This window comes from Azospirillum argentinense, from assembly GCF_000632475.1.
GTDB classification, from domain to species: domain Bacteria; phylum Pseudomonadota; class Alphaproteobacteria; order Azospirillales; family Azospirillaceae; genus Azospirillum; species Azospirillum baldaniorum.
This window is the reverse complement of record NZ_CP007794.1, coordinates 1,137,512-1,162,488: the sequence shown is the minus strand read 5'-3', so window position 1 is coordinate 1,162,488 and position 24,977 is coordinate 1,137,512. Positions and strand designations below refer to the sequence as shown.

General features: G+C 69.0%; 24 protein-coding genes. 11 read left to right on the top strand and 13 right to left on the bottom strand.

Annotated elements, in window-relative coordinates:
• Positions 1-38: 38 nt before the first annotated feature.
• The 7 genes from ABAZ39_RS19435 (at position 39) to ABAZ39_RS19405 (ending at position 7,664) form a co-directional block, all read left to right on the top strand.
• Positions 39-803 (top strand): ABC transporter ATP-binding protein, encoded by a 765-nt coding sequence (locus ABAZ39_RS19435; protein WP_040134438.1) that lies wholly within the window; start codon positions 39-41, stop codon positions 801-803.
• Entirely contained in the window at positions 796-1,518 is a 723-nt protein-coding gene (locus tag ABAZ39_RS19430) for an ABC transporter ATP-binding protein (RefSeq protein ID WP_040134437.1), read from the top strand. Before ABAZ39_RS19435 ends, ABAZ39_RS19430 begins: the two co-directional genes overlap by 8 nt.
• Before the next feature lie 58 nt (positions 1,519-1,576).
• A complete protein-coding gene (locus ABAZ39_RS19425) occupies positions 1,577-2,779 on the top strand; it encodes an ABC transporter substrate-binding protein (RefSeq protein WP_040134436.1) in 1,203 nt (400 codons plus the stop codon).
• A gap of 126 nt (positions 2,780-2,905) precedes the next feature.
• Positions 2,906-3,793, top strand: coding sequence for a branched-chain amino acid ABC transporter permease (locus ABAZ39_RS19420; RefSeq protein WP_040134435.1), 888 nt, complete (start codon positions 2,906-2,908; stop codon positions 3,791-3,793).
• Between the two features lie 3 nt (positions 3,794-3,796).
• Positions 3,797-4,783, top strand: coding sequence for a branched-chain amino acid ABC transporter permease (locus ABAZ39_RS19415; protein WP_040134434.1), 987 nt, complete (start codon positions 3,797-3,799; stop codon positions 4,781-4,783).
• Between the two features lie 47 nt (positions 4,784-4,830).
• A complete protein-coding gene (locus ABAZ39_RS19410) occupies positions 4,831-6,810 on the top strand; it encodes an acetoacetate--CoA ligase (protein ID WP_040134433.1) in 1,980 nt (659 codons plus the stop codon).
• Between the two features lie 68 nt (positions 6,811-6,878).
• Positions 6,879-7,664, top strand: coding sequence for a 3-hydroxybutyrate dehydrogenase (locus ABAZ39_RS19405; protein WP_040134432.1), 786 nt, complete (start codon positions 6,879-6,881; stop codon positions 7,662-7,664).
• A 157-nt stretch (positions 7,665-7,821) separates the two neighbouring features.
• On the opposite strand, the gene ABAZ39_RS19400 is transcribed toward ABAZ39_RS19405, so the two are convergent.
• Positions 7,822-8,523 carry a glutathione binding-like protein gene (locus ABAZ39_RS19400; protein ID WP_014197550.1) on the bottom strand — a complete coding sequence of 234 codons (702 nt, stop codon included), beginning with the start codon at positions 8,521-8,523 and terminating at the stop codon, positions 7,822-7,824.
• A 168-nt stretch (positions 8,524-8,691) separates the two neighbouring features.
• Between ABAZ39_RS19400 and ABAZ39_RS36225 the strand changes: the two genes are divergently transcribed.
• Positions 8,692-8,868, top strand: coding sequence for a hypothetical protein (locus ABAZ39_RS36225; protein WP_014197549.1), 177 nt, complete (start codon positions 8,692-8,694; stop codon positions 8,866-8,868).
• 24 nt (positions 8,869-8,892) lie between these two features.
• Here the strand turns inward: ABAZ39_RS36225 and ABAZ39_RS19395 are convergent, their stop codons facing one another.
• Complete coding sequence (locus ABAZ39_RS19395) at positions 8,893-9,111, bottom strand: hypothetical protein (RefSeq protein ID WP_040134431.1); 219 nt, start codon at positions 9,109-9,111, stop codon at positions 8,893-8,895.
• Between the two features lie 214 nt (positions 9,112-9,325).
• Here ABAZ39_RS19395 and ABAZ39_RS19390 point away from each other — a divergent pair, with 214 nt between their 5' ends.
• Positions 9,326-9,811, top strand: coding sequence for a response regulator (locus ABAZ39_RS19390; RefSeq protein ID WP_040134430.1), 486 nt, complete (start codon positions 9,326-9,328; stop codon positions 9,809-9,811).
• Positions 9,812-9,877: 66 nt separating this feature from the next.
• Here ABAZ39_RS19390 and ABAZ39_RS36575 read toward each other — a convergent pair whose 3' ends face one another.
• From ABAZ39_RS36575 to ABAZ39_RS19370, 5 genes are all read right to left on the bottom strand, one after another.
• The gene (locus tag ABAZ39_RS36575; RefSeq protein WP_176025325.1) at positions 9,878-10,036 is read right to left on the bottom strand and encodes a hypothetical protein; all 159 of its coding nucleotides are present in this window, start codon (positions 10,034-10,036) and stop codon (positions 9,878-9,880) included.
• Between the two features lie 178 nt (positions 10,037-10,214).
• Positions 10,215-10,694 carry a cupin domain-containing protein gene (locus ABAZ39_RS19385; protein ID WP_207197870.1) on the bottom strand — a complete coding sequence of 160 codons (480 nt, stop codon included), beginning with the start codon at positions 10,692-10,694 and terminating at the stop codon, positions 10,215-10,217.
• 5 nt (positions 10,695-10,699) lie between these two features.
• On the bottom strand, positions 10,700-13,468 hold the full coding sequence (gene treY / locus ABAZ39_RS19380) for a malto-oligosyltrehalose synthase (RefSeq protein ID WP_040134428.1): 2,769 nt from the start codon (positions 13,466-13,468) through the stop codon (positions 10,700-10,702).
• A gap of 97 nt (positions 13,469-13,565) precedes the next feature.
• Positions 13,566-19,217: a malto-oligosyltrehalose trehalohydrolase gene (treZ, locus tag ABAZ39_RS33185; protein WP_051658268.1), complete on the bottom strand. Its 5,652-nt coding sequence runs from the start codon at positions 19,215-19,217 to the stop codon at positions 13,566-13,568.
• Between the two features lie 80 nt (positions 19,218-19,297).
• A complete protein-coding gene (locus tag ABAZ39_RS19370; protein ID WP_040134427.1) occupies positions 19,298-19,612 on the bottom strand; it encodes a hypothetical protein in 315 nt (104 codons plus the stop codon).
• Between the two features lie 352 nt (positions 19,613-19,964).
• On the opposite strand from ABAZ39_RS19370, the gene ABAZ39_RS19365 reads away from it, so the two are divergent.
• Both ABAZ39_RS19365 and ABAZ39_RS36570 read left to right on the top strand, forming a co-directional pair.
• Positions 19,965-20,399, top strand: a complete 435-nt coding sequence (locus tag ABAZ39_RS19365) for a DUF983 domain-containing protein (protein ID WP_040134426.1) — start codon at positions 19,965-19,967, stop codon at positions 20,397-20,399.
• A gap of 54 nt (positions 20,400-20,453) precedes the next feature.
• Positions 20,454-20,594 carry a hypothetical protein gene (locus ABAZ39_RS36570; protein ID WP_175428789.1) on the top strand — a complete coding sequence of 47 codons (141 nt, stop codon included), beginning with the start codon at positions 20,454-20,456 and terminating at the stop codon, positions 20,592-20,594.
• 47 nt (positions 20,595-20,641) lie between these two features.
• Here ABAZ39_RS36570 and ABAZ39_RS19360 read toward each other — a convergent pair whose 3' ends face one another.
• From ABAZ39_RS19360 to ABAZ39_RS19340, 6 genes are all read right to left on the bottom strand, one after another.
• A complete protein-coding gene (locus ABAZ39_RS19360; RefSeq protein WP_040134425.1) occupies positions 20,642-20,893 on the bottom strand; it encodes a hypothetical protein in 252 nt (83 codons plus the stop codon).
• 102 nt (positions 20,894-20,995) lie between these two features.
• Complete coding sequence (locus ABAZ39_RS36565) at positions 20,996-21,151, bottom strand: hypothetical protein (protein ID WP_167555917.1); 156 nt, start codon at positions 21,149-21,151, stop codon at positions 20,996-20,998.
• Between the two features lie 65 nt (positions 21,152-21,216).
• A complete protein-coding gene (locus ABAZ39_RS19355) occupies positions 21,217-22,395 on the bottom strand; it encodes an NAD(P)/FAD-dependent oxidoreductase (RefSeq protein ID WP_040134424.1) in 1,179 nt (392 codons plus the stop codon).
• A 117-nt stretch (positions 22,396-22,512) separates the two neighbouring features.
• Complete coding sequence (locus ABAZ39_RS19350; RefSeq protein WP_040134423.1) at positions 22,513-22,845, bottom strand: HNH endonuclease; 333 nt, start codon at positions 22,843-22,845, stop codon at positions 22,513-22,515.
• A gap of 35 nt (positions 22,846-22,880) precedes the next feature.
• Positions 22,881-24,242, bottom strand: a complete 1,362-nt coding sequence (locus tag ABAZ39_RS19345; RefSeq protein WP_081863169.1) for an ATP-binding protein — start codon at positions 24,240-24,242, stop codon at positions 22,881-22,883.
• 30 nt (positions 24,243-24,272) lie between these two features.
• Positions 24,273-24,971 carry a response regulator gene (locus ABAZ39_RS19340; protein WP_035676932.1) on the bottom strand — a complete coding sequence of 233 codons (699 nt, stop codon included), beginning with the start codon at positions 24,969-24,971 and terminating at the stop codon, positions 24,273-24,275.
• Between the last annotated feature and the right edge of the window lie 6 nt (positions 24,972-24,977).

Genomic DNA, 24,977 nt, shown 5'->3' with positions numbered 1-24,977 from the left:
AGACGACGCGGACGAACAGGGAGGGAAAAACGGCACCCATGGCCGACGACATCATTCTGGAAGCGCGTGGACTCTCGAAGGAGTTCAAGGGCTTCATCGCGGTGAAGGAGGTGAATCTCCAGGTCCGCCGCGGCACCATCCACGCGCTGATCGGCCCGAACGGCGCCGGCAAGAGCACGGTCTTCAACCTGCTGACCAAGTTCCTGACGCCGACGCGTGGCCAGATCCTGTACAAGGGGCGCGACATCACCGCCATGAAGCCCGCCGACGTGGCGCTGCTCGGCATGGTGCGGTCGTTCCAAATTTCCGCGGTCTTCCCGCACCTCAGCGTGCTGGAGAATGTCCGCGTCGCGCTGCAGCGCCCGCGCGGCACCAGCTTCCATTTCTGGAAGCCCGAGGCCAGCCTGCACGACCTGCACGACCGCGCCGAGGAACTGATCGAGGCGGTGAACCTGACCCCCTGGGCCGGCCACACCGCCGCCGAGTTGCCCTACGGCCGCAAGCGCGCGCTGGAGATCGCCACCACGCTGGCGCTCGACCCGGAGGTGATGCTGCTCGACGAGCCGCTGGCCGGCATGGGCCACGAGGACATCGAAGGCACCGCCGCGCTGATCAAGCGCGTCTCCGCCGACCGCACCATCCTGATGGTGGAGCACAACCTGTCGGTCGTCGCCCACCTGTCGGACACCATCACCGTGCTCCGCCGCGGCGAGATCCTGGCGGAGGGCGCATACGACGTCGTATCGCGCAACCCGCAGGTCATGGAAGCCTACATGGGGACGGGTGAGGTGGGCCATGCCTGACGGCGCGAATGTGAAAACGGCCATGCTGGAGATCCGCGACCTCCAGGCCTTCTACGGCGAAAGCCACGTGCTGCACGGCGTCAACATCGACGTGCGCCAGGGCGAGGTGGTGACCCTGCTGGGCCGCAACGGCGCCGGCAAGACGACGACCATGCGCTCGATCATGGGCATCGTCGGCAAACGCAACGGTTCGATCCGCTTCCAGGGCAAGGAGCTGATCGGCATGGCGCAGCACAAGATTCCCCGCCTCGGCATCGGCTACGTGCCGGAGGAGCGCGGCATCTTCGCCTCGCTCAGCGTGGACGAGAACCTGATGCTGCCGCCGGTGGTCAAGTCGGGCGGCATGACGGTGCCGCAGATCTACGAGCTGTTCCCGAACCTGCAGGGCCGCGGCACCACCCAGGGCACGCGCCTGTCGGGCGGCGAGCAGCAGATGCTGGCCATCGCGCGCATCCTGCGCACCGGCGCCGACCTGATCCTGCTCGACGAGCCGACCGAGGGGCTTGCCCCCGTCATCATCGAGCAGATCGGGGTGGCGGTGCGCAAGCTGAAGCAGCGCGGCTTCACCATCGTGCTGGTGGAGCAGAATTTCCGCTTCGCCGCGACCATCGCCGACCGCCATTACGTGATGGAGGAAGGCCATGTCGTCGACATGATCCCCAACGACCAGCTCGCCCAGAACATGGACAAGCTCCACACCTATCTGGGTGTCTGACCAAATCACCCCCTCTGCCGAAAACACGCAAAACAAAGCCAATCGAAGGGAGTTCGAAATGCTCAAGACGTTGCTTTGCGGGACCGCATTGCTGGCGCTGACCGCCGGGGCCGCGCACGCCCAGGTCTCCAACAACGTGATCAAGATCGGCGTGATGAACGACCGGTCCGGCATCTACGCCGACCTCGCCGGCGAAGGCTCGGCCATCGCCGCCCGTCTCGCGGCCGAGGAGTTCGGCGGCAAGATCGCCGGCGCGCCGATCGAGATCGTCGTCGCCGATCACCAGAACAAGGCCGACATCGCCGCCAACACGGCGCGCGAGTGGATCGACGCCGGCAACGTGGACGTCATCGCCGACGTGCCGAACTCCGCCGCCGCGCTGGCCGTCCAGGGCATCACCAAGGACAAGAAGCGCATCTTCCTGATGTCCGGTCCGGGCTCGACCGACCTCAGCGGCAAGTCCTGCAGCCCCTACGGCTTCCAGTGGACCTACGACAACTACGCCATGGCCGCCGGCACCGCCCGCGCGCTGGTCGAGCAGGGCAAGAAGAACTGGTACTTCATCACCGCGGACTACGCCTTCGGCCACTCGCTGGAGGATGAGACCTCGAAGATGGTCAAGCAGCTCGACGGCAAGGTCGCGGGCAACGTCCGCCATCCGCTGGGCAACGCCGACTTCTCGTCCTACCTGCTCCAGGCCCAGGCCTCCAAGGCCGACGTGATCGGCCTCGCCAACGCGGGCGGCGACGCCACCAACGCCGTCAAGCAGGCGTCGGAGTTCGGCATCACCCAGTCGGGCCAGAGCCTCGCCGGCCTGCTGCTGTTCATCAGCGATGTCCACGCGCTGGGCCTCCAGGCCTCCCAGGGCCTGCTGCTGACCACCGGTTTCTACTGGGACATGGACGAGCAGACCCGCGAGTGGACGAAGAAGTTCGAGGCCAAGGCCGGCCGCAAGCCGACCATGGTCCAGGCTGGCGTCTACTCCGCCGTCCGCCACTACCTGAAGGCGGTCGAGGCGGTCGGCTCCGACGATCCGGACAAGGTCGCCGCCAAGATGCGCGAGACCCCGGTCGCCGACATGTTCACCAAGAACGGCAAGATCGCCGCCAACGGCCGCATGTTCCACGACATGTATCTGGCCCAGGTGAAGACCCCGGACGAGTCCAAGGCCCCCTGGGACTACTACAAGATCGTGAAGACGATCCCGGCCGAGCAGGCGTTCCTCGACCCGGCCAAGAGCGGCTGCGCGCTGGTGAAGTAAGGGTCTGAGTTTTTAGACGGGCACCCCTCCCGGCCTCCCCCCGCTTCGCAGGGGGAGGGTTGGGTGGGGGCCTCCTTCTGACATCAATCAAAAAATCAAAAGTCCGATACACAGGGAGGGACGGTCATGTTCGACTTGCTGGGGGTGCCGCCCCAGGTCCTGTTCGGCCAGCTTCTGCTCGGCCTCATCAACGGGTCCTTCTACGCGCTGCTCAGCCTTGGGCTGGCGGTCATCTTCGGCATGCTGAACGTCATCAACTTCGCCCACGGCGCGCTCTATATGATCGGCGCCTTCGTGGCGTGGCTGCTGCTGACGAAGCTCGGCCTCGGCTACTGGTGGGCGTTGGGCCTGTCGCCGCTGATCGTCGCGCTGCTGGGCGTGGTGCTGGAAAAAACCATGCTGTCGCGGCTCTACAAGCTCGACCATCTCTACGGCCTGCTGCTGACCTTCGGCCTCGCCCTGATCATGGAGGGCGCCTTCCGCCATTTCTACGGCGTGTCGGGCCAGCCCTATCCGATCCCGGACGCGCTCAAGGGCGGGCAGAACCTGGGCTTCATGTTCCTGCCCAACTACCGCGGCTGGGTCGTCGTCGCCTCGCTGATCGTCTGCTTCGGGACGTGGTTCGCCATCGAGCGGACGCGGCTCGGCGCCTATCTGCGGGCGGCCACCGAGAACCCGGTGCTGGTCCAGGCCTTCGGCATCAACGTGCCGGTGATGATCACCGCCACCTACGGCTTCGGCGTCGCGCTGGCCGGGCTGGCCGGCGTGCTCGCGGCACCCATTTATCAGGTGTCGCCCCTGATGGGCTCCAACCTGATCATCGTCGTCTTCGCGGTGGTGGTGATCGGCGGCATGGGCTCCATCCTCGGCGCCATCGTCACCGGCCTGGGGCTGGGTCTGTTGGAGGGCCTGACCAAGGTCTTCTACCCCGAAGCCTCCAACATCGTGGTGTTCGTCGTGATGGCGATCGTCCTTCTCATCAAGCCCGCGGGCCTCTTCGGACGGGAGCGCTGAGCCATGGCCGCCCAAATCAAGACGACCGACTCTCAGACGACGACCATCGCGCTGCGCCGTCCGGGGCAGGACAGCACCCGAAACGCCATCATCCTCGGCATCGGTCTGCTGATCGCGCTGGCCGCGCCCTACGTGCTGTATCCCGTCTTCGTGATGAAGGTGTTGTGCTTCGCGCTGTTCGCCTGCGCCTTCAACCTGCTGATCGGTTTCGCCGGCCTGCTGAGCTTCGGCCACGCCGCCTTCTTCGGCGGGGCGGCCTACATCACCGCCCATTCCGCCAAGGTCTGGGGGCTGGGGCCGGAGGTCAGCATCCTGCTCGGCATGGGTTTCTCCGCCCTGCTGGGCCTCGCCTTCGGCGCGCTGGCGATCCGCCGGCAGGGTATCTACTTCGCCATGATCACGCTGGCGCTGTCGCAGATGGTCTTCTTCATGGCCCTGCAGCTCAAGTTCACCGGCGGCGAGGACGGCATCCAGGCGGTGCCGCGCGGGCATCTGTTCGGGGTGATCGACCTGAACAACTCGCTGTCCATGTACTACTTCGTGCTGGCGGTGTTCCTGGTCGGCTTCGCGGTGGTCTGGCGCGCGGTGCATTCGCCCTTCGGCCAAGTGCTGAAGGCGATCCGCGAGAATGAGCCGCGCGCCGTGTCGCTGGGCTACCGGACGGAGCGTTACAAGCTGCTGGCCTTCGTGCTGTCGGCGAGCCTCGCCGGTCTGGCCGGCGGCACCAAGGCGCTGGTCTTCCAGCTCGCCTCGCTGACCGACGTGACGTGGCAGATGTCGGGCGAGGTGGTGCTGATGACCCTTCTCGGCGGCATGGGCACGCTGCTCGGCCCGGTGGTGGGGGCGGCCATCGTCGTCACGCTGGAAAGCTATCTGGCAGCCACCAGCATGCCGGTTCCGGTGGTGATCGGCGCCATCTTCGTGGTCTGCGTGCTGGTCTTCCGCCGTGGCATCGTGGGCGAACTCCAGGCCCGCTTCGGCCGCCGCTGAACCTCAAGAACCGAACGGCATAAAAAGCCAACATCAGGAACCGCAAGATGGATCAACCGTCCCCTGGTCAATTGCTTTCTGATCAGCCGTTGTGGACTCCGTCGGAGGCGCGCGTGGCCGCCTCCAACCTGACGGCTTTCCGGCAGGCCGCGAGCGCCCGCTTCGGGCTGCGGCTGGACGATTACGATGCGCTCTACGACTGGTCGGTCGCCGGCAAGGAGGATTTCTGGCGCTTCCTGTGGGAGTGGGCCGGACTCAAGGGCGATCTCGGCGGCGTGGCGCTGGCCGATGGCGACAGGATGCCCGGCGCCCGCTGGTTTCCCGAGGCCAGCCTGAACTACGCCGAGAACATGCTCGCCAACGCGCCGGATGGCGAGGCGGTCGTCTTCTGGGCCGAGGACAAGGTCAAGCGCCGCTGGTCCGGCGGCGAGCTGAAGGCCGAGGTGTCCCGCCTCCAGCAGGCGCTCAAGGCCGCCGGCGTCGGCAAGGGCGACCGCGTCGCCGCCGTCGTGCCCAACATGCCCGAGACGCTGGCCGCCATGCTCGCCACGGCCAGCCTGGGGGCCATCTGGTCCTCCTGCTCCCCCGACTTCGGCGCCCAGGGCATCACCGACCGTTTCGGCCAGATCGAGCCGACGGTCCTCTTTGCTCCCGATGCCTACTGGTACAACGGCAAGAGCCACGACATCCGTGCGAAGATCGCCCAGGTGCTGACCGAGCTGCCCACCGTCAAGGCCGCGGTCATCATCCCCTACGTCAACGAGACGCCGGATGTCTCGGCCATCCGCGGCGGCGTCACCTGGGGCGACTTCATCGCCCCCTTCGCGGCGGCGGAACCGAGCTTCGAGCGGGTGGCCTTCAACCATCCGCTGTTCATCCTCTATTCGTCGGGCACCACCGGTAAGCCCAAGTGCATCGTCCACGGCACCGGCGGCACACTGCTCCAGCACGTCAAGGAGCACCGGCTGCACAGCGACGTGAAGCCGGGCGACCGGGTGTTCTACTACACCACCTGCGGATGGATGATGTGGAACTGGCTGGTCTCCGGATTGGCCGCTGGGGCGACGCTGCTGCTTTACGACGGCTCGCCCTTCGCACCGGACGGCAACATCCTGTTCGACTACGCCGACGCCGAGGGCATGACCCTGTTCGGCACCTCGGCCAAATTCATCCAGCAGGCCGAGAAGTCGGGGCTGGAACCGATCCGCACGCACCGGCTCGACACGCTGCGGGCGCTGGCCTCGACCGGCTCGCCGCTGATGCCGGAGAACTTCGCGTACGTTTATCGGGCGATCAAGACGGACATCCATCTGGCCTCGATCAGCGGCGGCACGGACATCGTGTCCTGCTTCGTGCTGGGCAACCCGACGGCCCCGGTGTGGGCGGGCGAGCTGCAGACGGCGGGGCTCGGCATGGCGGTGGCGGCCTTCGACGACTCCGGCCACGCGGTCAGCGGCGAGAAGGGCGAACTGGTCTGCACGCGGCCCTTCCCCTGCATGCCGGTGGGCTTCTGGGCCGACCCGGACGGGGCCAAGTATCGCGCGGCTTATTTCGAGCGTTTCCCCAACGTGTGGACGCACGGAGATTTCATCGAGCGCACGGTGCATGGCGGCTGGGTGATCTACGGGCGCTCGGACGCGGTGCTCAACCCCGGCGGCGTGCGCATCGGCACGGCGGAGATCTACCGGCAGGTGGAGCAGCTTCCGGAGATCCTGGAGGCGGTGTGCATCGGCCAGGAGTGGGACGGCGACGTGCGCGTCATCCTGTTCGTGGTGCTGCGCGAGGGGCTGACGCTCGACAAGGCGCTGGAGGACACGATCCGCAAGCGCATCAAGGAGAACTGCTCGCCACGGCACGTCCCGGCGCGCATCGTGGCGGTCAAGGACATCCCGCGCACGCGCTCGGGCAAGATCACCGAACTGGCGGTGCGCGACGCGGTGCACGGCCGCCCGATCAAGAACACCGAGGCGCTGGCCAATCCCATGGCGCTCGACGAGTTCCGCGAGCGCCCGGAACTGGAAGGCTGACCGCCGTTCCGCCCTCTCCCCGGACGGGGGGAGGGCACCCAAACCAACACGACAACAGAGGATAAGCCATGACCTTGACTCAGAAGGTCGCGGTGGTCACCGGCTCGACCAGCGGGATCGGCTTGGGCATCGCGCGGGCGCTGGCCGGGGCCGGGGCGGACGTGGTGCTGAACGGCTTCGGCGACGCGGCCGCCATCGAGGAACTGCGCGCCGGTCTGGTGGCGGAGTTCGGCGTGCGCGTCGGCTATCACGGCGCTGACCTGTCCAAGCCGGCGGAGATCGCCGCGCTGATCGGCCACGCGGAGGAGACGTTCGGTTCCGTCGACGTGCTGGTGAACAACGCCGGCATCCAGCACGTCGCCCCGGTGGAGGACTTCCCGGCCGACCGTTGGGACGCGGTGATCGCGCTCAACCTGTCCGCCGTCTTCCACGGCACCCACCACGCCCTGCCGGGCATGAAGCGGCGCGGCTGGGGGCGCATCCTGAACATCGCCTCGGTGCATGGCCATGTCGCGTCGGTCAACAAATCGGCCTACGTTGCGGCCAAGCACGGCGTGGTCGGGCTGACCAAGACGGTGGCGCTGGAGACGGCGGGCACCGGCGTCACCTGCAACGCCATCTGTCCGGGTTGGGTGCTGACCCCGCTGGTGCAGAAGCAGATCGACGCGATCGCCTCGACCAAGAACATCCCGGAGCCGCAGGCGAAGGCGGAGCTGCTCGGCGCCAAGCAGCCCTCCGGCGCCTTCGTGACGCCGGACGAGCTGGGCGGGCTGGCGGTCTTCCTGTGCTCCGATTCGGCGGCGCAGATGACCGGCGCCAGCCTGCTGATGGACGGCGGCTGGACCGCGCAGTAAGGGCGTTGTTGCCCTCTCCCGCCTCGGGAGAGGGAGGGACCCGCCGCGAAGCGGCGGGAGGGTGAGGGTGCCAGCAAGGATCAGTGTCTTGATCCTCGCACGGCCCTCACCCGGCCCTTCGGGCCACCCTCTCCCGGGGCGGGAGAGGGATTCCAAGTCACTTCTGGACGTTGGCGGCGGTCTGGCCGAAGAGGATCTTCTTGCCCTCGTCGGTGACCGACGGGCGCTTGGCCAGTTCCGCACCCTTCTCATAGGCGCGGACGGTCGCCGGGCGGGCCTGGATCGCTTCGAACCAGCGCTTCAACTCGGGGAAGTCGGCGAGGTTCTGGCGCTGCCGCTCGTGCGGGACGACCCAGGGGTAGCAGGCCATGTCGGCGATGGTCAGCTCGTCCCCGGCGATGAAGGCGCGGCCGGCCAGACGCTTGTTCAGGACGCCGTAGAGGCGGTTGGTTTCCTTCACATAGCGGTCGATGGCGTAGGGGATCTGTTCGGGCGCGTATTGCACGAAATGGTGGTTCTGCCCGGCCATCGGGCCGAGGCCACCCACCTGCCAGAACAGCCACTCCAGAACCGTCTTGCGGCCCCGCAGGTCGGCGGGCAGGAACTTGCCGGTCTTCTCCGCCAGATAAGTCAGGATCGCGCCCGATTCGAAGACCGACACCGGCTCCCCGCCGTCGGCCGGAGCGCGGTCGACGATGGCCGGCATGCGGTTGTTCGGGGACATCGCCAGGAAGTCCGGCTTGAACTGGTCCCCGGCGGAGATGTCCACGGGATGGATCGTGTAATCCAGCCCGGCCTCTTCCAGGAACAGCGTGATCTTGTGCCCGTTGGGGGTCGGCCAATAGTGAAGGTCGATCATGGCGGTCCTTCCGGTTTGTCTCCAGCCCCGAAAAGTGATGGAGCGAACGGTTTCAGGCAACCCGCGCCGTGCGCGGATCAGCCCTCCGGAAGGGGCAGGCGACGGGCGCAACGTCGCGGCCCCCGAAATGTTGAATACGCTGAACCGACAATCATCATGAGGACCGTCATGAGCGACGACCGGACACCCGCCACCCAGCCCCAGCGCAAGGACGACCGGATCGACGAGGCCCGGGACGGCACCGTCAAGCCCGACCAGGGCGGCGAGGCCGAACTGACCGAGAAGGAGGAGCAGAAGCGCGGGGGCGCCAACAAGTCCACGCCGGGGCCGATCTACGACGTGTGAGGCCGGGCCCTGACGACCAACCGTTTACGAGACGAGCGCCAGGGTGGGGTCGGGCGGTATCGGCGTGGCATCTTCCAACGTCCGGGCCACCTCGTCCAGCGGGGCGGCGACCACCAGCGGTTCGGAGCGTCCGGCGAAGGTGATCTCGGTCCGCTCCCCTTCGATCCCACGCAGGTACAGAACGCCCGCGGCGTTGATCAGGACCGGCGCCCCGGCGTGGTCGGTGAATTCGATGAACTTCATGCAGGACTCCCACGGAGGTTGCATCACGCTTGGACTGTCTCAAACACGCAAAGAGGGCGGCGGGTTCGCTTCTCCGGATGGCACTGCCCGTTCGGTGCCCCCTCGGCTCGCTCCATTGCGCGCAATCAGCCCCTTGATTGATGCACCGCATCGACAAACATGGGCGCTGCGGGCCACGTCGGCCCGCGCCGTCTGCCAACAAGGAACAGATGCCGTGAAGTTGCTCGTCGTCGAAGACGACCCGTTGATCGGGCCCGCCATCAAGGCCGTGATGGAGAATGCCGGATACACGGTCGTCGGCCCTCTGCGCGACGCCGCCAAGGCGACGCGGCTGGGGGTCCGGGAACAGCCGGATCTTGCCCTGGTGGACGTCTATCTGGCCGGAGGCGAGAACGGGCTGACGCTGGCCCGCAAGCTGTGGGAGGAGCACAACATCCCCTCCCTGCTGATCACCGGTTTCGACCACCGCGGCGAGGAGGCGCGCGATTTCGCGGTCGGCCTGCTGCGCAAGCCGGTGATGCCCGACGCGCTGGTCGATGCGGTCGGGGCCGTCGGGGAAATCCTGGCGGGGCTGCGCCCGTCCTCCATCCCCCCGGCGCTGGAACTGTTCGGGCGGCCCGAGCGTGCGAACGCCGCACCGCAGCCGGCGCCGCAGACCGCACCCCAACCCGCGCAACAGCCCATGCGGCGGCAGGGCTGAGGCCCTGAGGCCCCGCCCTGCCGTTTTCGCATGCTTTAAACAGTATCCTTAGACAATGACCGTTGGTCAGCGGTCCGGAGCGTCTTCCGGACCGCCCGCCGCGGGGGATTCCGCCGGCTGAGCGGAGTTCTGCGCGGGGGCCGCGGCGGATGGACCGTCCTGCGGCTTGATGTTTTCGGAGCCGTTGCTGGGGTCCAGCTCGACCCACTGGCGATGATCGCTCATGACTTGTCTCCCGTCCGTCTGTGGTCGCGTCCCGTGGTGCAGGAATGGTCCGATGAGGTGCCTCTCGTTTCTCGGATCGGGCGCCTGTCCTTTGGAATAACGCGTGGCGAAGGGATTCGATCAATCCCGAGCGAAGAAATCGGGTATTTTGTGAGGCAACCCTGTCAAGGGGGTTCTTTTAAAAGCCGCCGCGGGCCAGGGCCGGCTCGCCCCGCCGCAACAGCCGCCGGGCCAGCGACAGCGGGGCGCGCAGCATCCGCTTCACGGCGGCGCGGGGACCGAGCGGCTTCTCGATCGCGTAGTATTTGCGGATCGTCTCCCGCACCTCCCAGACACCGGTGAAGCCCCTGGGAATGACGAAGGCGTCGCCCTCCCCATGCTCCTGCGGCGCGCCGTCCCGGGGGGTGATGACCACCCGCCCGGCCAGCAGCACGCAGAACTCCTCATAGGGCCAGTCGGTCATGGCGATGGTGCCCGGCGTGCATTGCCAGACCCCGCAGGCGAACCGCCCCCCGCCGCCGTCGTAGAGGTTCAGGAAACTTTCCTGAGGATCGCCGGACAGCACGGTCCCGAAGACGGCGGGCTTGCCGGGGTCACTCCCGATCAGCCGCTGGTCGATGGGAACGAGCGCGCGGCGCGGCGGCGGGTTGCGGTCCATGGAAGTCACCCCTCCCGCACCAGCAGGGCGACGGGGAAGTCCCGGAAGAGGTCGGCGGCGGTCACCGCGTCCGCGGCCTCCAGCGTCCCGTCGGTCAGCGCGTTGCGCCAGCGCTGTCCGCGCGGCAGCGGGACGGAGGTGTCGCCCCAGTCCGGGGTCTCGCCCAGCGCGCCCACCAGACGCGGGGCGGCGACCACAACGGTGTCGTCGCCGAGGCGCCGGGCGAAGGCCACCACATGCTCCGCCCGTTCGCCCGTTGCCTCCAGCGGCAGGTACTCGCCCTTGGCGAACAGGTCGGGCATGGCCGCCCGCAGAGCCAGGGCGCGCCGGGTCAGGGAGAGCTTCACCGCGCCGTCCTGCCAGCGGCTCAGCAGGCTGCCGATCTCCGCCCCCTCAACCTCGTCGAGCAGGCGGCGGCGGGCGTCGTAGTCCACCGGGCGCCGGTTGTCGGGATCGACGAGGCTGAAGTTCCACAGCTCGCAGCCCTGGTAGATATCCGGCACGCCGGGGCTGGTCAGCTTCAGCAGGGTCTGGGTCAGCCCGTTGACCATGCCGATGCGGGCAAGCCGCTCCTGGAAGGGCAGGAAGGCGTCGAAGAAGGCGGTGCTGCGCGACACGTCCAGCGCGTCGTGGACGAAGCTGGTCATGGCGCTTTCGTACGCCTCGTCGGGGGCGGCCCAGGTGCTGTGGACCTTGGCCTCGCGCATCGACTTGGTCATGGCGCCGGCGAGGCGTTCCGCGAACTCCGTCATCGCCTGCGGGTCGAGGCTGGCGGGGTCCGCTCCGGTCAGCTCCGCCGGCCAGGCGCCGACGAGGAGCTGATAGAACAGATACTCGTCGTTGCGGTCGGGCGGGGCGGTGCCCTCCACGTCGCCGCGGCGGGCGCGCAGCAGGCGGCTCCAGGTCTGGATCTGGCGCTCCCACTCCTCCGGCATCTCCGACAGGGCGTAGAGGCGGGCGCGGGTGTCCTCGCCGCGCTTGGTGTCGTGGGTGGTGCTGCCCAGCATGGCGTGCGGCCAGCGCTCCGCCCGTTCGGCGTTGGCGTGGTGGAAGTTGGCGGTGCCGACCCCGAAATGCTCGGGATGCCCGCCCACCTCGTTCAGCGCGGCCAGCCGGTTGTAGCGGTAGAAGGCGGTGTCCTCCAGCCCCTTGGCCATCACCGGACCGCTGTACTGCTGGAAGCGCATGGCGAAGCGCAGCACCTGCTGGCGGCTGTAGCCGCTGCGCGGCTGGGCCACCAGATCGGTGGTCAGCAGCCTGTGCAGGAAATCATAGGCGGAGCCGTCGGTGTTCGGGTCGGCCTTGCGCGCCTGGGTGATCGCCCAGTCGATGCTCCGCCGGTCCAGCTCGCTGACGCCGCGCCAGTCCACATAGGTGCGGTAGACCGGGAAGCGGGCGATGGTCTCCTTCAGCGCCTGATGCAGGATGTTGGCGGTGAAGTCGGCGGTGCGCGGGTTGGCGCGGGCGATGCGCGAGGCCTGCCGGGCCAGCACGTGAAGCTCGCTGGCCATCTCGCTTTCCATGATGCGGATCTTGCTGGTCCGCACCACCTCGTCGAAGCTCTCGCGCCGTCCGGTGAAGTCGGCGTAGAGCTTGGTGAAGGCCTCCTCTCCCCGCGGGTCGACGAACAGCCCGCCCATCAGGTTGGCGAACTCGTAGCCGGTGGTGCCGTCGATCGGCCAGTCCTCGCGCAGTCGCTCGTGGCGGGCCAGGATCTTCTCGACCACCAGATAAAAGGGCCGCTCGGTCGCCTGGGCCAGCCGCTCGCAATAACCCTTGGGGTCGTAGAGGCCATCGATGTGATCGATGCGCAGCCCGTCCAGCGTGCCGTCGTCGACCAGCTTGAAGGCCAGCCGGTGGGCGACGTCGAACAGCTCCCGCTCCTCCATGCGCAGGCCGGCGAGTTCGTTGATGTTGAAGAAGCGGCGGTAGTTGATGTCGTCCGCCGCCACCTTGAAATAGGCGGCGCGCCAGTTCTGGGCGGCGATCAGCTCGGTCAGCCGGCGCCAGCTCTCCGGCTCGCCCTCCGCGCCACGGAAGCGCTTCAGCCGGCGCTCCACGGCCTCGGCGACATCGGGCTTCTCGGAGACCAGAGCGGCCAGCTCCGCCTTCAGGGCGTTGGCGCGGCGGATCTGGTGCGGGCGCACCTGATCGAGATGGCGGAAGGCGTCGCCGATGCGCTCCAGGTCCGGCTGGTCGTCGCCCAGGATCGTGCCGTAGTCGGCGGGCCGGATGGGCAGCTTGTGGGTGCCGTAGGCCCAGACGGCGAAGCCGCCGGCCTCCTTGTCGAAGCGCAGCTCCAGCCCGCCGGATTCCAGAACCGCGCCGAACTGGTCGCCGAGCAGCGGCACCAGCACCTTGCCGTGCAGGTAGCGGCGGTCGGGTTCCCACTCGATGTCGAAGTAGCCGGCGTAGGGGCTGTCTGGCCCCCATTCCAGCACGTCCAGCCACCAGCCGTTGTCGGCCCCGCCGACGCCCATGTGGTTCGGCACGAAGTCGAGGATCTGGCCCAGCCCGTTGCGCTTCAGCGCCTCGACCATGGCGTGGAAGGACTCCTCGCTGCCCAGCTCCGGGTTCAGGGCGTTGTGGTCGACGATGTCGTAGCCGTGGGTGCTGCCCGGCCGCGCCTTCATGTAGGGCGAGGCGTAGAGATGGCTGACCCCCAGCCGCGCCATGTAGTCGGCGATTCCGGCGGTGCGGTCGAAGCCGAACTCGGCGCGCAGTTGCACGCGGTAGGTGGCCAGGGGGATCGGCTTATCGGCGTCCGCCGCCATGGGTTGGTCTCCTGAAAATATGCCCTCTCCCCTCTGGGGAGAGGGGAGGGTGAGGGGGTTGCGCGTGTGCCGGACGTTCGGGAGTTGCGGGACCCCCTCACCCCAACCCTCTCCCCGGAGGGGAGAGGGGGTTATCGTCGCGTCTCCCATCGGCCACCGCGGCCGGCCGGGCGGCGGCCATGATGGCGGCGATTGCCCCGGCCTGCGGGCAGTCGGCCATGTCCTCCAGCGCGAGGCGCAGCTTGCGGCGCCAGTTGGGGTACTGGTCCACCGTGCCGGGCAGGTTCACCTGCTCCAGCTCGGCGGTCAGGTCGTCCATCTGGACCATGGCGATGGCCGAGCCGGTGCGGGCCAGGAAGGCGTGCACCGCGTGGCCCAGCGCCTCGCTGTAGGGGCTGTCGGGGCCGAAGCTGGCGGGCAGCGGCAGGAAGGCGTCGGCCAGGGCCTCCAGCAGGCGGGCGCGTTCGGCCATGCGGCGGTCGCGCTGGCGCTCCGCCTCGCCTTCGGCGGGGTAGAGCCCGCGCTCCTCCTTCAGTGTGATGTCGTGCCCCTCCCACCAGCCGCGCAGCGTGGCGAGGTCGTGGCTGCCCACCGTGGCGAGCGCCGCGTAGGGGTAGTCGTCGGGGCCGCGGAACCCGCCGTCCTCGGTCCATTCGAAGAACATCACCCGGTAACTCAGGACACCCGCCTCCGCCATGCGCTCGCGGAATCCCTCGGGCACGGTGCCCAGATCCTCGCCGACCACGAGGCAACGGTTGCGCTGGCTCTCCAGGGCCAGGATTCCGAGGAGGTCGTCCATCGGGTAGGCGACGTAGGCCCCTTCGGAGGGCGGGTGCCCCTCCGGTATCCAGTAGACGTGCTGGAGCGCCATGGCGTGGTCGATGCGCAGCGCCCCGGCGTGGCGCATGTTGGCGCGCAGAAGCTCGATGAAGCGGGCGTAGCCGCCTTCGCGCAGCGCGTGGGGGTGGAAGGGCGGCAGGCCCCAGTCCTGCCCGGCCGGGTTGAACAGGTCGGGCGGGGCGCCGACATGGGCCTGCGCCACCACCACATGCGGGTCGGCCCAGGTCTCCGCCCCGCCGCTGTCCGCCCCGACGGCAAGGTCGCGGAAGAAGCCGACGGCCATGCCGCGCTCCCGCGCCCTCTCCGCCGCCGCCTGCAACTGGCTGTCGGCCAGCCATTGCAGCCAGACGAAGAAGTCGATGCGCTCCCGCCGCTCCTCGGCGAAGCGGCGGACGGCGGGGGAGGTGGCGTCCCGATACTCCTCCGGCCAGCGGCGCCAGTCGGGTGTGCCGTCCTTGGCGAACCGCTCGCGCAGGGCCTGGAAGGTGCAGAAGCGCTCCAGCCCCTCGCCCAGCTCGGCCCGGAAGGCGGCGAGCGCCCGACGCCGCTCCGCGCTGCCCTCGCTTTGGAAATGGGCGAACAGACGTTCCAGGACCGGCAGCTTCAGCGCCGCCACGGTGGCGTAATCGACCAGCGGCGCGGCCTCCGCCGCCTTGACGTCCCGCAGGAACGCCTCATCCGCGATCATGGCGCGGGCCTCGGCGCAGCCCATCAGTTCCGGCACCGCCAGCACGTCGATGTAGAGCGGGTTGAGGAACAGGCGGTTGGCCGGGGAATAGGGGCTGGCCTGATCGGGCTGGTCGAGGAACAGGGCGTGCAGCGGGTTCAGCCCGACGATGCCCGCCCCACGCGCCGCCGCCATCTCCGCGACATTGACGAGGTCGCCGAAGTCGCCGATCCCCCAGTCCCCGGCGCAGCGCAGGGCGTAGAGCTGGACCGACAGGCCCCAGATCCGCTCGCCCATCTGGAGCGGGGCGGGCAGATGGCAGGTGGCGGGGGCGGCGATGACCGTCGTCTCCAGGCCGGGATGCTCCGCCCGCAAGCCGTCGACGTCCAGCCGCAGCCGGTGGTAGCCGGGCGCCGGAGCTGTGCCGAGGTCGAGGCGGCGCACCTCGAAGTGTTGCCCACCCACGCCCGCCTTGCGGACCAGCGGCAGGTCGCCGAAATCGGCCTCGCCGCTGCGGTCGCCCCCGCCCTCCAGCGTCAGGGTCCAGCGCAGCGTCCCGCTGCCTTCCGGCAGGGTGACGGTGACGGAGAAGGGCGGACGGTCGATGCGCAGCACCGCCACCGGGGGCAGGGGACGGGCCAACTCGCGCCGCTCCAATGCCGCCAGCGCCTCTTCCGGATCGTCGGCGTCCACCTCCATGGCGGCGAGCAGGGCGCGGATGGTGCCCTCCGACGCCTGGACGGTCTCGCCCGACGCGCCGGTGTAGTGCGTCTCGATCCCCATCCGCTCGCCGAGCCGGTCGAGCGCCGTCGTCTCCTCGATGGTCCACAGGACGGACAACGGCGCCATGGTTCCACCGTCGAGCCCGTCGCCCTCGGTCCACAGGGCGCGGCCCACGGCCTCGCCCATGCCCGTCACGGGCGCGTCGGACAGGTTGGCGAGCAGATGCAGGCGGCTGCCGTCGCCCAGCCGCCAGGAGACGCGGATGCCCCGCCCGTCGATCACCTCGTGGGCGGCCGCCCCGCCGGGCGCGTTCTCCAGCCGCGGCGCGATCTCCTTGCGGCGCACCGCCAGGATGCGGCGGTACCAGTCCAGCCATTCCCCGTGCTCGCCCGTCTCGCGGTCGTCCCAGTCGAGCTTGGCCGACTGGAAGGTTTCCGGCGCGGTCGGGTCGGGGATGCGGTCGCGCACCGCCGGGTCCTGGAATTCGGGGAACTTGGCGAACTCCTCCCGCCGGCCGTTGCGCACCGCCTCGGCCAACTCGTCGGCGAAGTCGCAAAAGAAGGGGAAGGGGCGGTCAGACGCCCATTCCTCACCCATGAACAGCATCGGGATGCCCGGCCCCAGCAGATAGAGCGAACTCGCCGCCCGTACCGCCTCGGGCCGCGAGAAGCGGGTGATGCGGTCCCCGAAGGCGCGGTTGCCGATCTGGTCGTGGTTCTGGATGAAGGTGACGAAGGCGGTCGGCGGCAGGTGCGCCGACGGCTCGCCTCGCGCCTCGCCGCCGCGGTAGGAGGAGGCGTGCCCCTGGAAGGCGAAGCCCTCGGCCATGGCGCGGGCCAGCTTCACCGCGTCGCCCGCGTAGTCGGCGTAATAGCCGGCGTCCTCGCCGGACGCCCAGACGTGCAGGCAATGGTGCAGGTCGTCGTTCCACTGCGCGGTGTGCCAGCGCGGGTCCCCCTCCGGATGGCGTTCCAGCAGGTGGGCTTCGTTCTCGTCGTTCTCCAGCACGAGATGGACGTGGCGGCGGCAGCGCACGGCGTCCTGCACGCGCTCCGCCAGCTCCTGGAGGAACAGCTTGTCGCTGTCGTCGAGGATGGCGTGGACCGCGTCGAAGCGCAGCCCGTCCATGTGGAACTCCTCGATCCAATAGAGCGCGTTGTGGATGAAGTAGTCGCGCACCGTGGCGTTGCGCGGCCCGTCCACGTTGATGGCGTCGCCCCAGGGCGTCTTGTGCCGGTCGGTGAAGAAGGCCTTGGCGTAGGCGTGGAGGTAGTTCCCGTCCGGCCCGAAATGGTTGTAGACGACGTCGAGGAAGACCATCAGCCCCTTGGCGTGGGCGGCGTCGACCAGCGCCTTCAGATCCTCCGGGCGGCCATAGGCGGCGTCCGGGGCGTAGGGCAGCACCCCGTCATAGCCCCAGTTGCGGGCGCCGGGGAAATCGGCCACCGGCAGCAGCTCGATGGCGGTGACGCCAAGCTCGACGAGGTGGTCGAGCTTGTCGATGGCGGCGCGGAAGGTGCCCTCCTCGGTGAAGGTGCCGACGTGAAGCTCGTACAGCACCGTCTCGTGCCAGGGGCGCCCGGTCCAGGCGGCGTCGGACCAGCGGAAGACGGTGGGGTCGATCACCTCGCTCGGTCCGTGCACGTCCTCCGGCTGGTGGCGTGAGGCCGGGTCGGGCACGCGCAGCCCGTCCGGAAGCTCGAATTGGTAGCGGCTGCCCGCCTGGGCCTGGGCGGTGGTCCATTCGAACCAGCCGTCGGCCCGCCGCACCATGGGCAGCAGGGCCTGGGTGTCCTCCAGCCACAGCGAGACTTGCTCGGTGCCCGGCGCCCACAGGGTGAAGCGGACGGAGCCGTCGGGCTGCACCTGAGCGCCGAAGGGCATGGTGTGGGCGCGCGCCTCGCCGAGGCGAGTGGCGCCGGGGGCGGCCAGCCCGACCGGGCCGGATGCGCGGTCGGCCACCTCCGGCCCGGCGTCGGCGCCCAGGATCCCGATGGCCCCGGCCAGCGGGATGGCCAGCCAGTCAGGCCGGTTCGCCAGCTCGTAGCCGATCTCGTAGAGCGCCTTCTCCAGCAGGAAGAGTTTCAAAAGCTGCGTGGCGGTGGTCGCGTCGGCGGGCCAGCCCGGGCAATCGCCGATGGCCTCGCGGTAGCCGGCGACGAAGGCGGACGCCGCCTCCCCCTCCCACCAGTTCAGCCAGGCGGTGCGGGCGCCGCGCGCCGTCTCGTCCAGGGTGTTGGGCAGGTCGGCGGGCAGGGCGGCCCGCGCCCCGGCGGCGGCGTAGGTGATGGAGCGCAGCATCCCCGCCACGTCGCGCAGGATGCAGTGCTTGGCCCGCCGCTCGGCCAGCGGGCGCATCGGCTCGCCCTCGAAATCGACGATGAACAGGTCGTCCTTGCCAGCCAGCACCTGCCCCAGGTGATAGTCGCCGTGCAGGCGCATGGCGTGGAAGGTGCCGCGCGGCGGCGTCAGCGTCTCGATCTGCCGCATCACCGTCGCCTCGCTGTCGGCCAGGGATGCGGCGTAGGGGGCGAGGTCGGCGTCCAGCCGCGGGGCGGCTTCGCGCAACTGGCCCAGCACGCGGCGGGCGAGGCTGCGCACCCCATCCGCCCAGCCCTTCAGCATAGCGGGGGTAACGGGTTCCGGCGTGAAGGCGTCGCCGCCACCGGGGGTGGCGAGTGCCCGGTGCATCTCCGCCGTGCGGCGGCCCAGCCGGCGCATGAAGGTCATCAGGGCGACGTCGTCCGCCGTGTCGTCGTTGAAGCGCGCGACGCGCTTCGCCAGCTCGGCGGTGACATGGCTCCAGGCGTCGCGGGCGTCGGGGACCAGCTCCTGCAGGATGCACAGGGTGGCGGCCTCGCCGTCGCCCGTGCGCTCCACCCAGCCGAGCAGGGCGGGGGTGTTGCGGAAGTTGGCGACCTCGGTCAGGAAGCGCCCGACCTCCAGCTCCGGATGGGTGCCGGACTCCAGCTTGCGCAGCCCCTTCAGGATCGCCGCATCGCCGACGCGGACGGAGGTGTTGGATTGCTCCGCCCCCGTCCAGCGCAGCGGGGCGCCGCCGTCCAGCGCGCCCTTTACGGTGTCGAAGGCGCGGCTGCGGCCATAGCGCAGGCCGCCGTTCTCGCCGCCCTTGCGGATGCCGTCGAGCAGGGCGCGAACCACCTCCTCGTCGCCATAGCCGTCGCGCAGGCTGCCCGTCCAGGGGAGCGCATCGGGACCGGCGATGACGAAGGGGTCCGCGCCGTCGGCCTTGTCGTCGCGGTCGAGCACCAGGGGAAGCTGGTAGAGCTGCGGCTCGCGCCCCGGTGCCTCCACCCGCAGCAGGCAGAGCTGGGCGGAACCGGAGGCCAGCGGGAGGGGCAGCGCATCGACGATGCGCACGGTGGGCGTGCCGGCATCCTTGGCGGCGTACCAACGCCGTCCGGTCAGGAAGCCGGGAAGCAGTTTGTCCTGAAGCAGGGACAGGGCCTCGCCCTCGATGGGGCCGGAAAAAGCGTTCGATTTGGGCGCTGTCGGCAAGACACGTCTCCCCTGTTGGGCGGCACGGCTCGCACAACAACCGGGGCGGTGCGGTGTTCCTCCCGCCTAACCGTAGGTGGCTAGCCGTCGGACATGCGCGGATGGTGGGGCAGGCGGCCCAGCCGGCCGATCCGTTCGGCCAGTTGCAACGCTTCGACCACGTCGTCGAGCCGCCCGCACTGCATCAGCGTGTGGGCGTGGGTGTTGAGCGCGGCGACCACCGCGCGTTCGTCGGACACGCCATCGGCCGGGCGTCCCTCACGGTCGAGGATGACCGCACCGAGCGCGGCCAGCGCCTCCGCCGACAGATTCACGGCGTCGAGCATCGCCGCGTCGTCCTTCTCCGCGGCGTTCAGCACGGGTTCCAGCACCTCGGCGAGCAACCGGGGATTCATGAAGGCACGCTCCTGACGGCATCTGTGCTTTAAAACACTGAAGATGGCCCGTTGTGCCGCCGCCGCAAGCCGATGCTCCGTCAACTGAACGGGAGGTAGAGGCGCTTGCGCTTCCCAAATTCCACCGCCCGGAGGGGAGAGGGGCCCTGAATCCTGTCTGACGGCTGGGAAGGCGCAGGCAGGCCTGAACCGGCGCACCGCCGTTTGCCTTGTCTCCGGCCGCATCTCCCATTTTGTATGAATTCCGGCGGCGTATTGGATGCATTCAAATTGACATTGTCAGCCTTGATGGTGCATACGATCACGCATTGCATGCAGGCATTGCTTGCCATTGCCCTCGAAGGAACACGCGATGTCATCCGAACAGGAGTGGCCGCCTCTTCCCCCGTTCAGCACCGGCGCGCGTGGTCGCTGCCCACGCTGCGGCCAGGGTCATCTGTTCAACGGCTTCCTGGCGCTGCGCTCCCACTGCGAGGTCTGCGGTCTGGACCACTCCTACGCCGACCCGGCCGACGGCCCCGCCTTCTTCGTCATCTGCTTCGCCTCCATTCCCACGGTCATCCTGGCGCTCTGGATCGAGGTAAAGTTCGAGGCCCCTTACTGGGTGCACCTCGTCACGACCCTGCCGTTCCTGTTGCTGACCTGTGTGCCGCCCTTGCGGCCGTTGAAGGGGTGGCTAGTGGCCAGCCAGTACGTCTACAAGGCTGAGGAAGCCCGTTTCGTTGCCGCCCCACCAACCCACCCGTCTGCGGCTCCGCCCGCAGACAAAATCTCACGCTCGACCTGACTGTCGTCAGGTTTCCTTGACGATAGACGGTGTCATAGCCTGGAGATGTTCAAAATGTACGACTGGTTCCCTTTGGTCTTCTTCCCATTCAAAATTATCGTGTTGGGAACGGGCATGTTCTTCGCCATCAAGTGGCATCACGATAAGGCGAAGCAGGAGAAAGCGAAGAAGGACAACGAAGCCAACGCATCGTAGGCGCCCGCCGAAAACAGCGGCCGCCATCGCAAGGCATCGGACAGGACTTACGCCTCCAGGACGGATTCGACCTCGGACAGGTCGCTCAGGCGGCGGGCCAGCTTGTCCGTGCACTGGATTTCCAGGATGCCGAAGCCGGCGTTGGGCGCGATCGCGTGAAGATCGCCGGCCATGCCGTTCTGGCTGGCGAAGCGCTTGAGCCGCTCCACCATGGCGTCGCGCTCGGGCCGTCCCGGACGCAGGCCGGGCAGGGGGCGGGTGAACAGGACCTTGTAGCGTTTGAACATGGCGTGAGCCATGGGAGAGGCTCCCGACCTGCGGAATGGAGATGGACGCGCCAGGGGATGTGGCACGTCCGCTCCATCGCTGCAAGCCTTTCGGGCCGGGATCAGTCCCCAGCCTCAGTCCTTGCTCGGCTCCACATTCTCCGCGCCCTTGCGGGTGCCGCCGAAACGGTCGGCGCCCTTGGCGTCAGGGGCATCCGGCTTCTTGTGGTTGCCGGTGTTCTGCTGGTCGTCGGTGTGCTTGACGGTTTCTTCGGTGTGGGGCTGCTTCATCGCGGGGCCTCATGCTCCGTTCGGAATGGTCACCCCATCAACCGGTCAGGCTCGCGCCCGTTCCCTCAGATCACATTCGTCTCCAGCAGGGGGCGGTTCTCCACCAGACGGTCATAGGCGAAGGCCGACAGGTTCAGGCTGCGGTAGGCGCCGGTCGTGATCAACTCCGCCAGCCCGCGCCCGGCGCCCGGCGCCTGTTGCAGGCCATGGCCGCTGAAGCCGTTGCAGAACAGGAGGTTGCGAAGCTCCGGATGCGGCCCGATGACGGCGTTCTGGTCGATCTCGTTGTATTCGTAGAAGCCGGCCCAGGCGTTGGTGACCTTGATCGCCTCGAAGGCGGGGACGCGTTCGGCCAGCGCCGGCCACATCATCTCCTCGAACAGGTCGTGCTCGACCGTCAGGTCGTCGGTGTCCGGGTCGCGGTCGGCGGGCGGTGGAGCGCCGCAGATGAACTGCTTGCCCTCGGGCCGGAACCACACGCCGGACGGATCGATGACCAGCGGGCAGCCGGGAAGCTCTTCCCGGCAGTCGAACACGAAGACGCAGCGCTTGCGCGCCGACACCGGCAGGTCCACCCCGGCCATGGTGGCGACGCGGCGGGCCTGCGGCCCGGCGGCGTTGACCGCCACCCCGCAGGACAGCCGCCGCCCGTCGGCCAGACGCACCGCGGTGACCTTGCCCTCGGCGGTGTCGATGCCCGCGACCTCCCCGGCGATCATGGCGACGCCCAGCGCCTTGGCCTTGCGGCGGAAGGCCTGCATCAGGCTGTAGCCGTCGAACCAGCCCTCCCCGGACAGGCCGAGCGAGCCGAGCGCGATCCCTTCCACCGACAGCCAGGGGAAGCGGGCGGTCAGGTCCTCCGGCGACAGCAGCGCCACGTCGGCGCCGCAGGACAGCTGGATGGCGTTGTTCCGGCGCAGGATGTCCGCCCCGGCCCCGGTCGCCAGATAGAGATAGCCCGGCTCGCGCAGGCCCAGATCCACCGGATCGCCGTCCACGGACAGATGTTCCGTCGCGTTGCGGATGAAGGACAGGCCGAACTGCGACAGCGCGATGTTCGCCGGCGTCGAGAACTGCTGCCGGATCGAGCTGGCCGACAGGGCGGAGGAGGCGCGCTGGTAGGTCGGGTCCCGCTCCACCACCGCCACGGTGCCGCCGAAGCCGGGGTCGTTCGCCAGGAAATAGGCGACCGCGCAGCCCATCACACCACCGCCGACGATCACGACGTCGTACCGATCCGCCATCGAACGCTCCCGAATTAACCTTGTTTATCGTTCCGGTGATCGGGCCAGAAGGCGGGGCCGCCGTCAAGAGGGCTCAGGAGGCCCAGCGCTCACAGTCCAGCGCTCATGGCCCAGCGCTCACAGCCCGGCGATGGCGCGGGCGACCGTCATCCACTCGTCGCCCGGCTCGGCGTCGCGCAGCGCCAGAAGCGGCGGCCAGACGCCCAGTTGGCTGCGGCGGCGTTGGGTGACGAAGCGGTCGATCTCCTCCGGCGTCGGCAGGCGGTCGGCCTTGCGCTGGTTGCAGCGGCGGTGCGCCAGCACGACGTTCGGCGCCGCGTCGAGTCCGCCGTAGGCCAGCGGAATCAGATGGTCGAAGGTCGCCTTGGCCCCCACCGGCTCTCCGCAGTAGAAGCAGCACCCGCCCTGTTGGACGTCCATGAGGCGGTATTCGTCGGGGCTGACGGGCATGGCAGGGTCTCCAGGGTGGGGGCCTCCTGTAAGGCTTACACCGGCAGGCGGATCAGCACGCGCAGGCCGCCGTAGGGGCTGTCGCTGAGCGTGATGTCGCCGCCGTGGCTGCGGACGACGTCGCGGGCGATGGTCAGCCCCAGCCCGGCGCCGCCGGTCGCCTGGTTGCGGGAGCTGTCCAGCCGGAAAAAGGGTTTGAACACATCGTCGCGGGACGCCTGCGGGATGCCCGGCCCGTCGTCGTCCACCAGGATGTCGATGAAGCCGTCCTCGCGCTCCGCTCGCACCCAGATGCGGTCGCCGTGACGCCGGGCGTTGGACAGCAGATTGGCGAGGCAGCGCCGCGTCGCGTTGGGGCGCAGCGGCAGGGTCAGCCCGTCCGGTGCTGCCAACGCCACCTCCGCCCCCTCGCGGCGGACGCCGGAGACCACCTCGTTGAGGATGCGGGTCAGGTCGGTCGGCTGAACGGTCTCCGTCCCTTCGCCGCGGGCGAAGGCCAGATAGCCCTCGATCATCATCTCCATCTCGGTGACGTCGGTCAGAAGCTCCTCGACCTCCGGCCCGTCGCCCAGCATGTCCAGCGCCAGCTTCATGCGGGTCAGCGGCGTGCGCAGGTCGTGGCTGACGCCGGCCAGCATCTCCGTGCGCTGGGTGATCTGGCGGTGGATGCGCTCGCGCATGCGCAGGAAGGCGACGGCGGCCTGCCGCACCTCGGTCGCGCCCTCCGGCTTGAAGTTGCGCACGTCGCGGCCCTTGCCCAGCGCGTCCGCAGCGGCGGCCAGCCGCTTGATGGGGCGGATCTGGTTGCGCATGAAGATGATGGCGACGGTGAACAGCACCAGGGCCGAGCCGACCATCCACAGGATGAAGATGTAGCTGGTCGGGCTGAACAGGCGGCGTTCCGGGGACATCACCGACAGCACGCCGTCGGGCATCTGCACGCGGATCTCGTACCATTCGCGGGTGATCCGGGTGTTGATGGCGAAGGGCCGCCGCACCCGCTCGTGCAGCGCCTTGCTGAGCGTGTTCTCCAGCATGCCGCGCAGCTTCGGCGGGTGGTCCGGCAGGGTGCTGCCGGGCTCCAGCGTCACGATCAGGTCGGTGCTGCGCGCGGTGGCGGCCAGCGTCCAGTTGCGCCCTTCCGGGGTCGGGTCGTGCTCCAGCATGCCGATGACCATGGCGATGTCGCCGGCCACCGCGAAGGCCAGCCGGTTCGTCATGGTGTCCCAGTGCCGGTCGTAGAAGATCCAGGTGGCCACCGCCTGGGCCAGGATGACCGGCGTCACGATGATCAGCAGCGAGCGGCCGAACAGCGTCCGGGGCAGGAACCGCTTCAGCAGCCCCGTCTGCTCGCGGCGCGGCATCGGCATCGGAGCGGCGGCGGTGTCGGTGGTCATGGTCCTGGTCCTGGCTTTTCGCCGGACCCGTTACGGGTCCGGCCTCAACACATAGCCCTCGCCGCGCACCGTGTGGAGGTAGCGCGGCTCCCGCGGGTCGGGTTCGATCTTGCGGCGCAGCCGGGTCACCTGCACGTCGATGGTGCGGGCGTTGCCGGCGACCTTGCTGCGCTCCGTCAGCTCCTCGCGCGAGAAGATGGTGCCGGGGGAGGCGGCGAGCACGCGCAGCAGCCCGGCCTCCGCCGTGGTCAGTCGGACCACCTCCTCGCCCGCCCGCAGCTCGTCGCGGTCGGGCAGGTAGATCATCGGGCCGAGCTTGACCGGCTGCGGCGGCACCGGGTCCGCCGGGCGGCTGGCCTGACGGCGCAGGATCGAATTGATGCGCAGCAGCAGCTCGCGCGGGTTGAAGGGCTTGGCGAGGTAGTCGTCGGCCCCGGCCTCCAGCCCGGCGATGCGGTCGTCCGGCTCGCCCCGCGCGGTCAGCAGCAGGATGGGCAGGTCGCGCTCCCGCCGCAGCGATTCGGTCAGCTCCAGCCCGGTCTCGCCCGGCATCATGATGTCGAGAACCAGCAGGTCGAAGGCGAGCCCGGCCAGCTTGGCCCGCGCCTCCGCCGCGTCCTTCGCGGTGGCCACCAGGAAGCCGTTGCCGGCGAGATACTTGCGCAGCAGCTCGCGCAGGCGGGTGTCGTCATCGACGACCAGAATATGGGGCTGGTCTTCTTCGGTCATGGCGCG

Excerpts from the sequence above, each read along its gene's own strand:
- treY (WP_040134428.1), bottom strand. The coding sequence starts at position 13,468 with ATGGCGGCGGACGCCGATAAGCCGATCCCCCTGGCCACCTACCGCGTG.
- ABAZ39_RS36225 (WP_014197549.1), top strand. The coding sequence starts at position 8,692 with ATGAGCGACGACCGGACACCCGCCACCCAGCCCCAGCGCAAGGACGAC.
- ABAZ39_RS19350 (WP_040134423.1), bottom strand. The coding sequence starts at position 22,845 with ATGCCCGTCAGCCCCGACGAATACCGCCTCATGGACGTCCAACAGGGC.
- ABAZ39_RS19385 (WP_207197870.1), bottom strand. The coding sequence starts at position 10,694 with ATGGACCGCAACCCGCCGCCGCGCCGCGCGCTCGTTCCCATCGACCAG.
- ABAZ39_RS19340 (WP_035676932.1), bottom strand. The coding sequence starts at position 24,971 with ATGACCGAAGAAGACCAGCCCCATATTCTGGTCGTCGATGACGACACC.
- ABAZ39_RS19355 (WP_040134424.1), bottom strand. The coding sequence starts at position 22,395 with ATGGCGGATCGGTACGACGTCGTGATCGTCGGCGGTGGTGTGATGGGC.
- ABAZ39_RS19420 (WP_040134435.1), top strand. The coding sequence starts at position 2,906 with ATGTTCGACTTGCTGGGGGTGCCGCCCCAGGTCCTGTTCGGCCAGCTT.
- ABAZ39_RS19410 (WP_040134433.1), top strand. The coding sequence starts at position 4,831 with ATGGATCAACCGTCCCCTGGTCAATTGCTTTCTGATCAGCCGTTGTGG.
- ABAZ39_RS19360 (WP_040134425.1), bottom strand. The coding sequence starts at position 20,893 with ATGGCTCACGCCATGTTCAAACGCTACAAGGTCCTGTTCACCCGCCCC.
- ABAZ39_RS19365 (WP_040134426.1), top strand. The coding sequence starts at position 19,965 with ATGTCATCCGAACAGGAGTGGCCGCCTCTTCCCCCGTTCAGCACCGGC.
- ABAZ39_RS19370 (WP_040134427.1), bottom strand. The coding sequence starts at position 19,612 with ATGAATCCCCGGTTGCTCGCCGAGGTGCTGGAACCCGTGCTGAACGCC.
- ABAZ39_RS19405 (WP_040134432.1), top strand. The coding sequence starts at position 6,879 with ATGACCTTGACTCAGAAGGTCGCGGTGGTCACCGGCTCGACCAGCGGG.
- ABAZ39_RS36570 (WP_175428789.1), top strand. The coding sequence starts at position 20,454 with ATGTACGACTGGTTCCCTTTGGTCTTCTTCCCATTCAAAATTATCGTG.
- ABAZ39_RS19395 (WP_040134431.1), bottom strand. The coding sequence starts at position 9,111 with ATGAAGTTCATCGAATTCACCGACCACGCCGGGGCGCCGGTCCTGATC.
- ABAZ39_RS19425 (WP_040134436.1), top strand. The coding sequence starts at position 1,577 with ATGCTCAAGACGTTGCTTTGCGGGACCGCATTGCTGGCGCTGACCGCC.
- ABAZ39_RS19430 (WP_040134437.1), top strand. The coding sequence starts at position 796 with ATGCCTGACGGCGCGAATGTGAAAACGGCCATGCTGGAGATCCGCGAC.
- ABAZ39_RS19415 (WP_040134434.1), top strand. The coding sequence starts at position 3,797 with ATGGCCGCCCAAATCAAGACGACCGACTCTCAGACGACGACCATCGCG.
- ABAZ39_RS36565 (WP_167555917.1), bottom strand. The coding sequence starts at position 21,151 with ATGAAGCAGCCCCACACCGAAGAAACCGTCAAGCACACCGACGACCAG.
- ABAZ39_RS19400 (WP_014197550.1), bottom strand. The coding sequence starts at position 8,523 with ATGATCGACCTTCACTATTGGCCGACCCCCAACGGGCACAAGATCACG.
- ABAZ39_RS19345 (WP_081863169.1), bottom strand. The coding sequence starts at position 24,242 with ATGACCACCGACACCGCCGCCGCTCCGATGCCGATGCCGCGCCGCGAG.
- ABAZ39_RS36575 (WP_176025325.1), bottom strand. The coding sequence starts at position 10,036 with ATGAGCGATCATCGCCAGTGGGTCGAGCTGGACCCCAGCAACGGCTCC.
- ABAZ39_RS19435 (WP_040134438.1), top strand. The coding sequence starts at position 39 with ATGGCCGACGACATCATTCTGGAAGCGCGTGGACTCTCGAAGGAGTTC.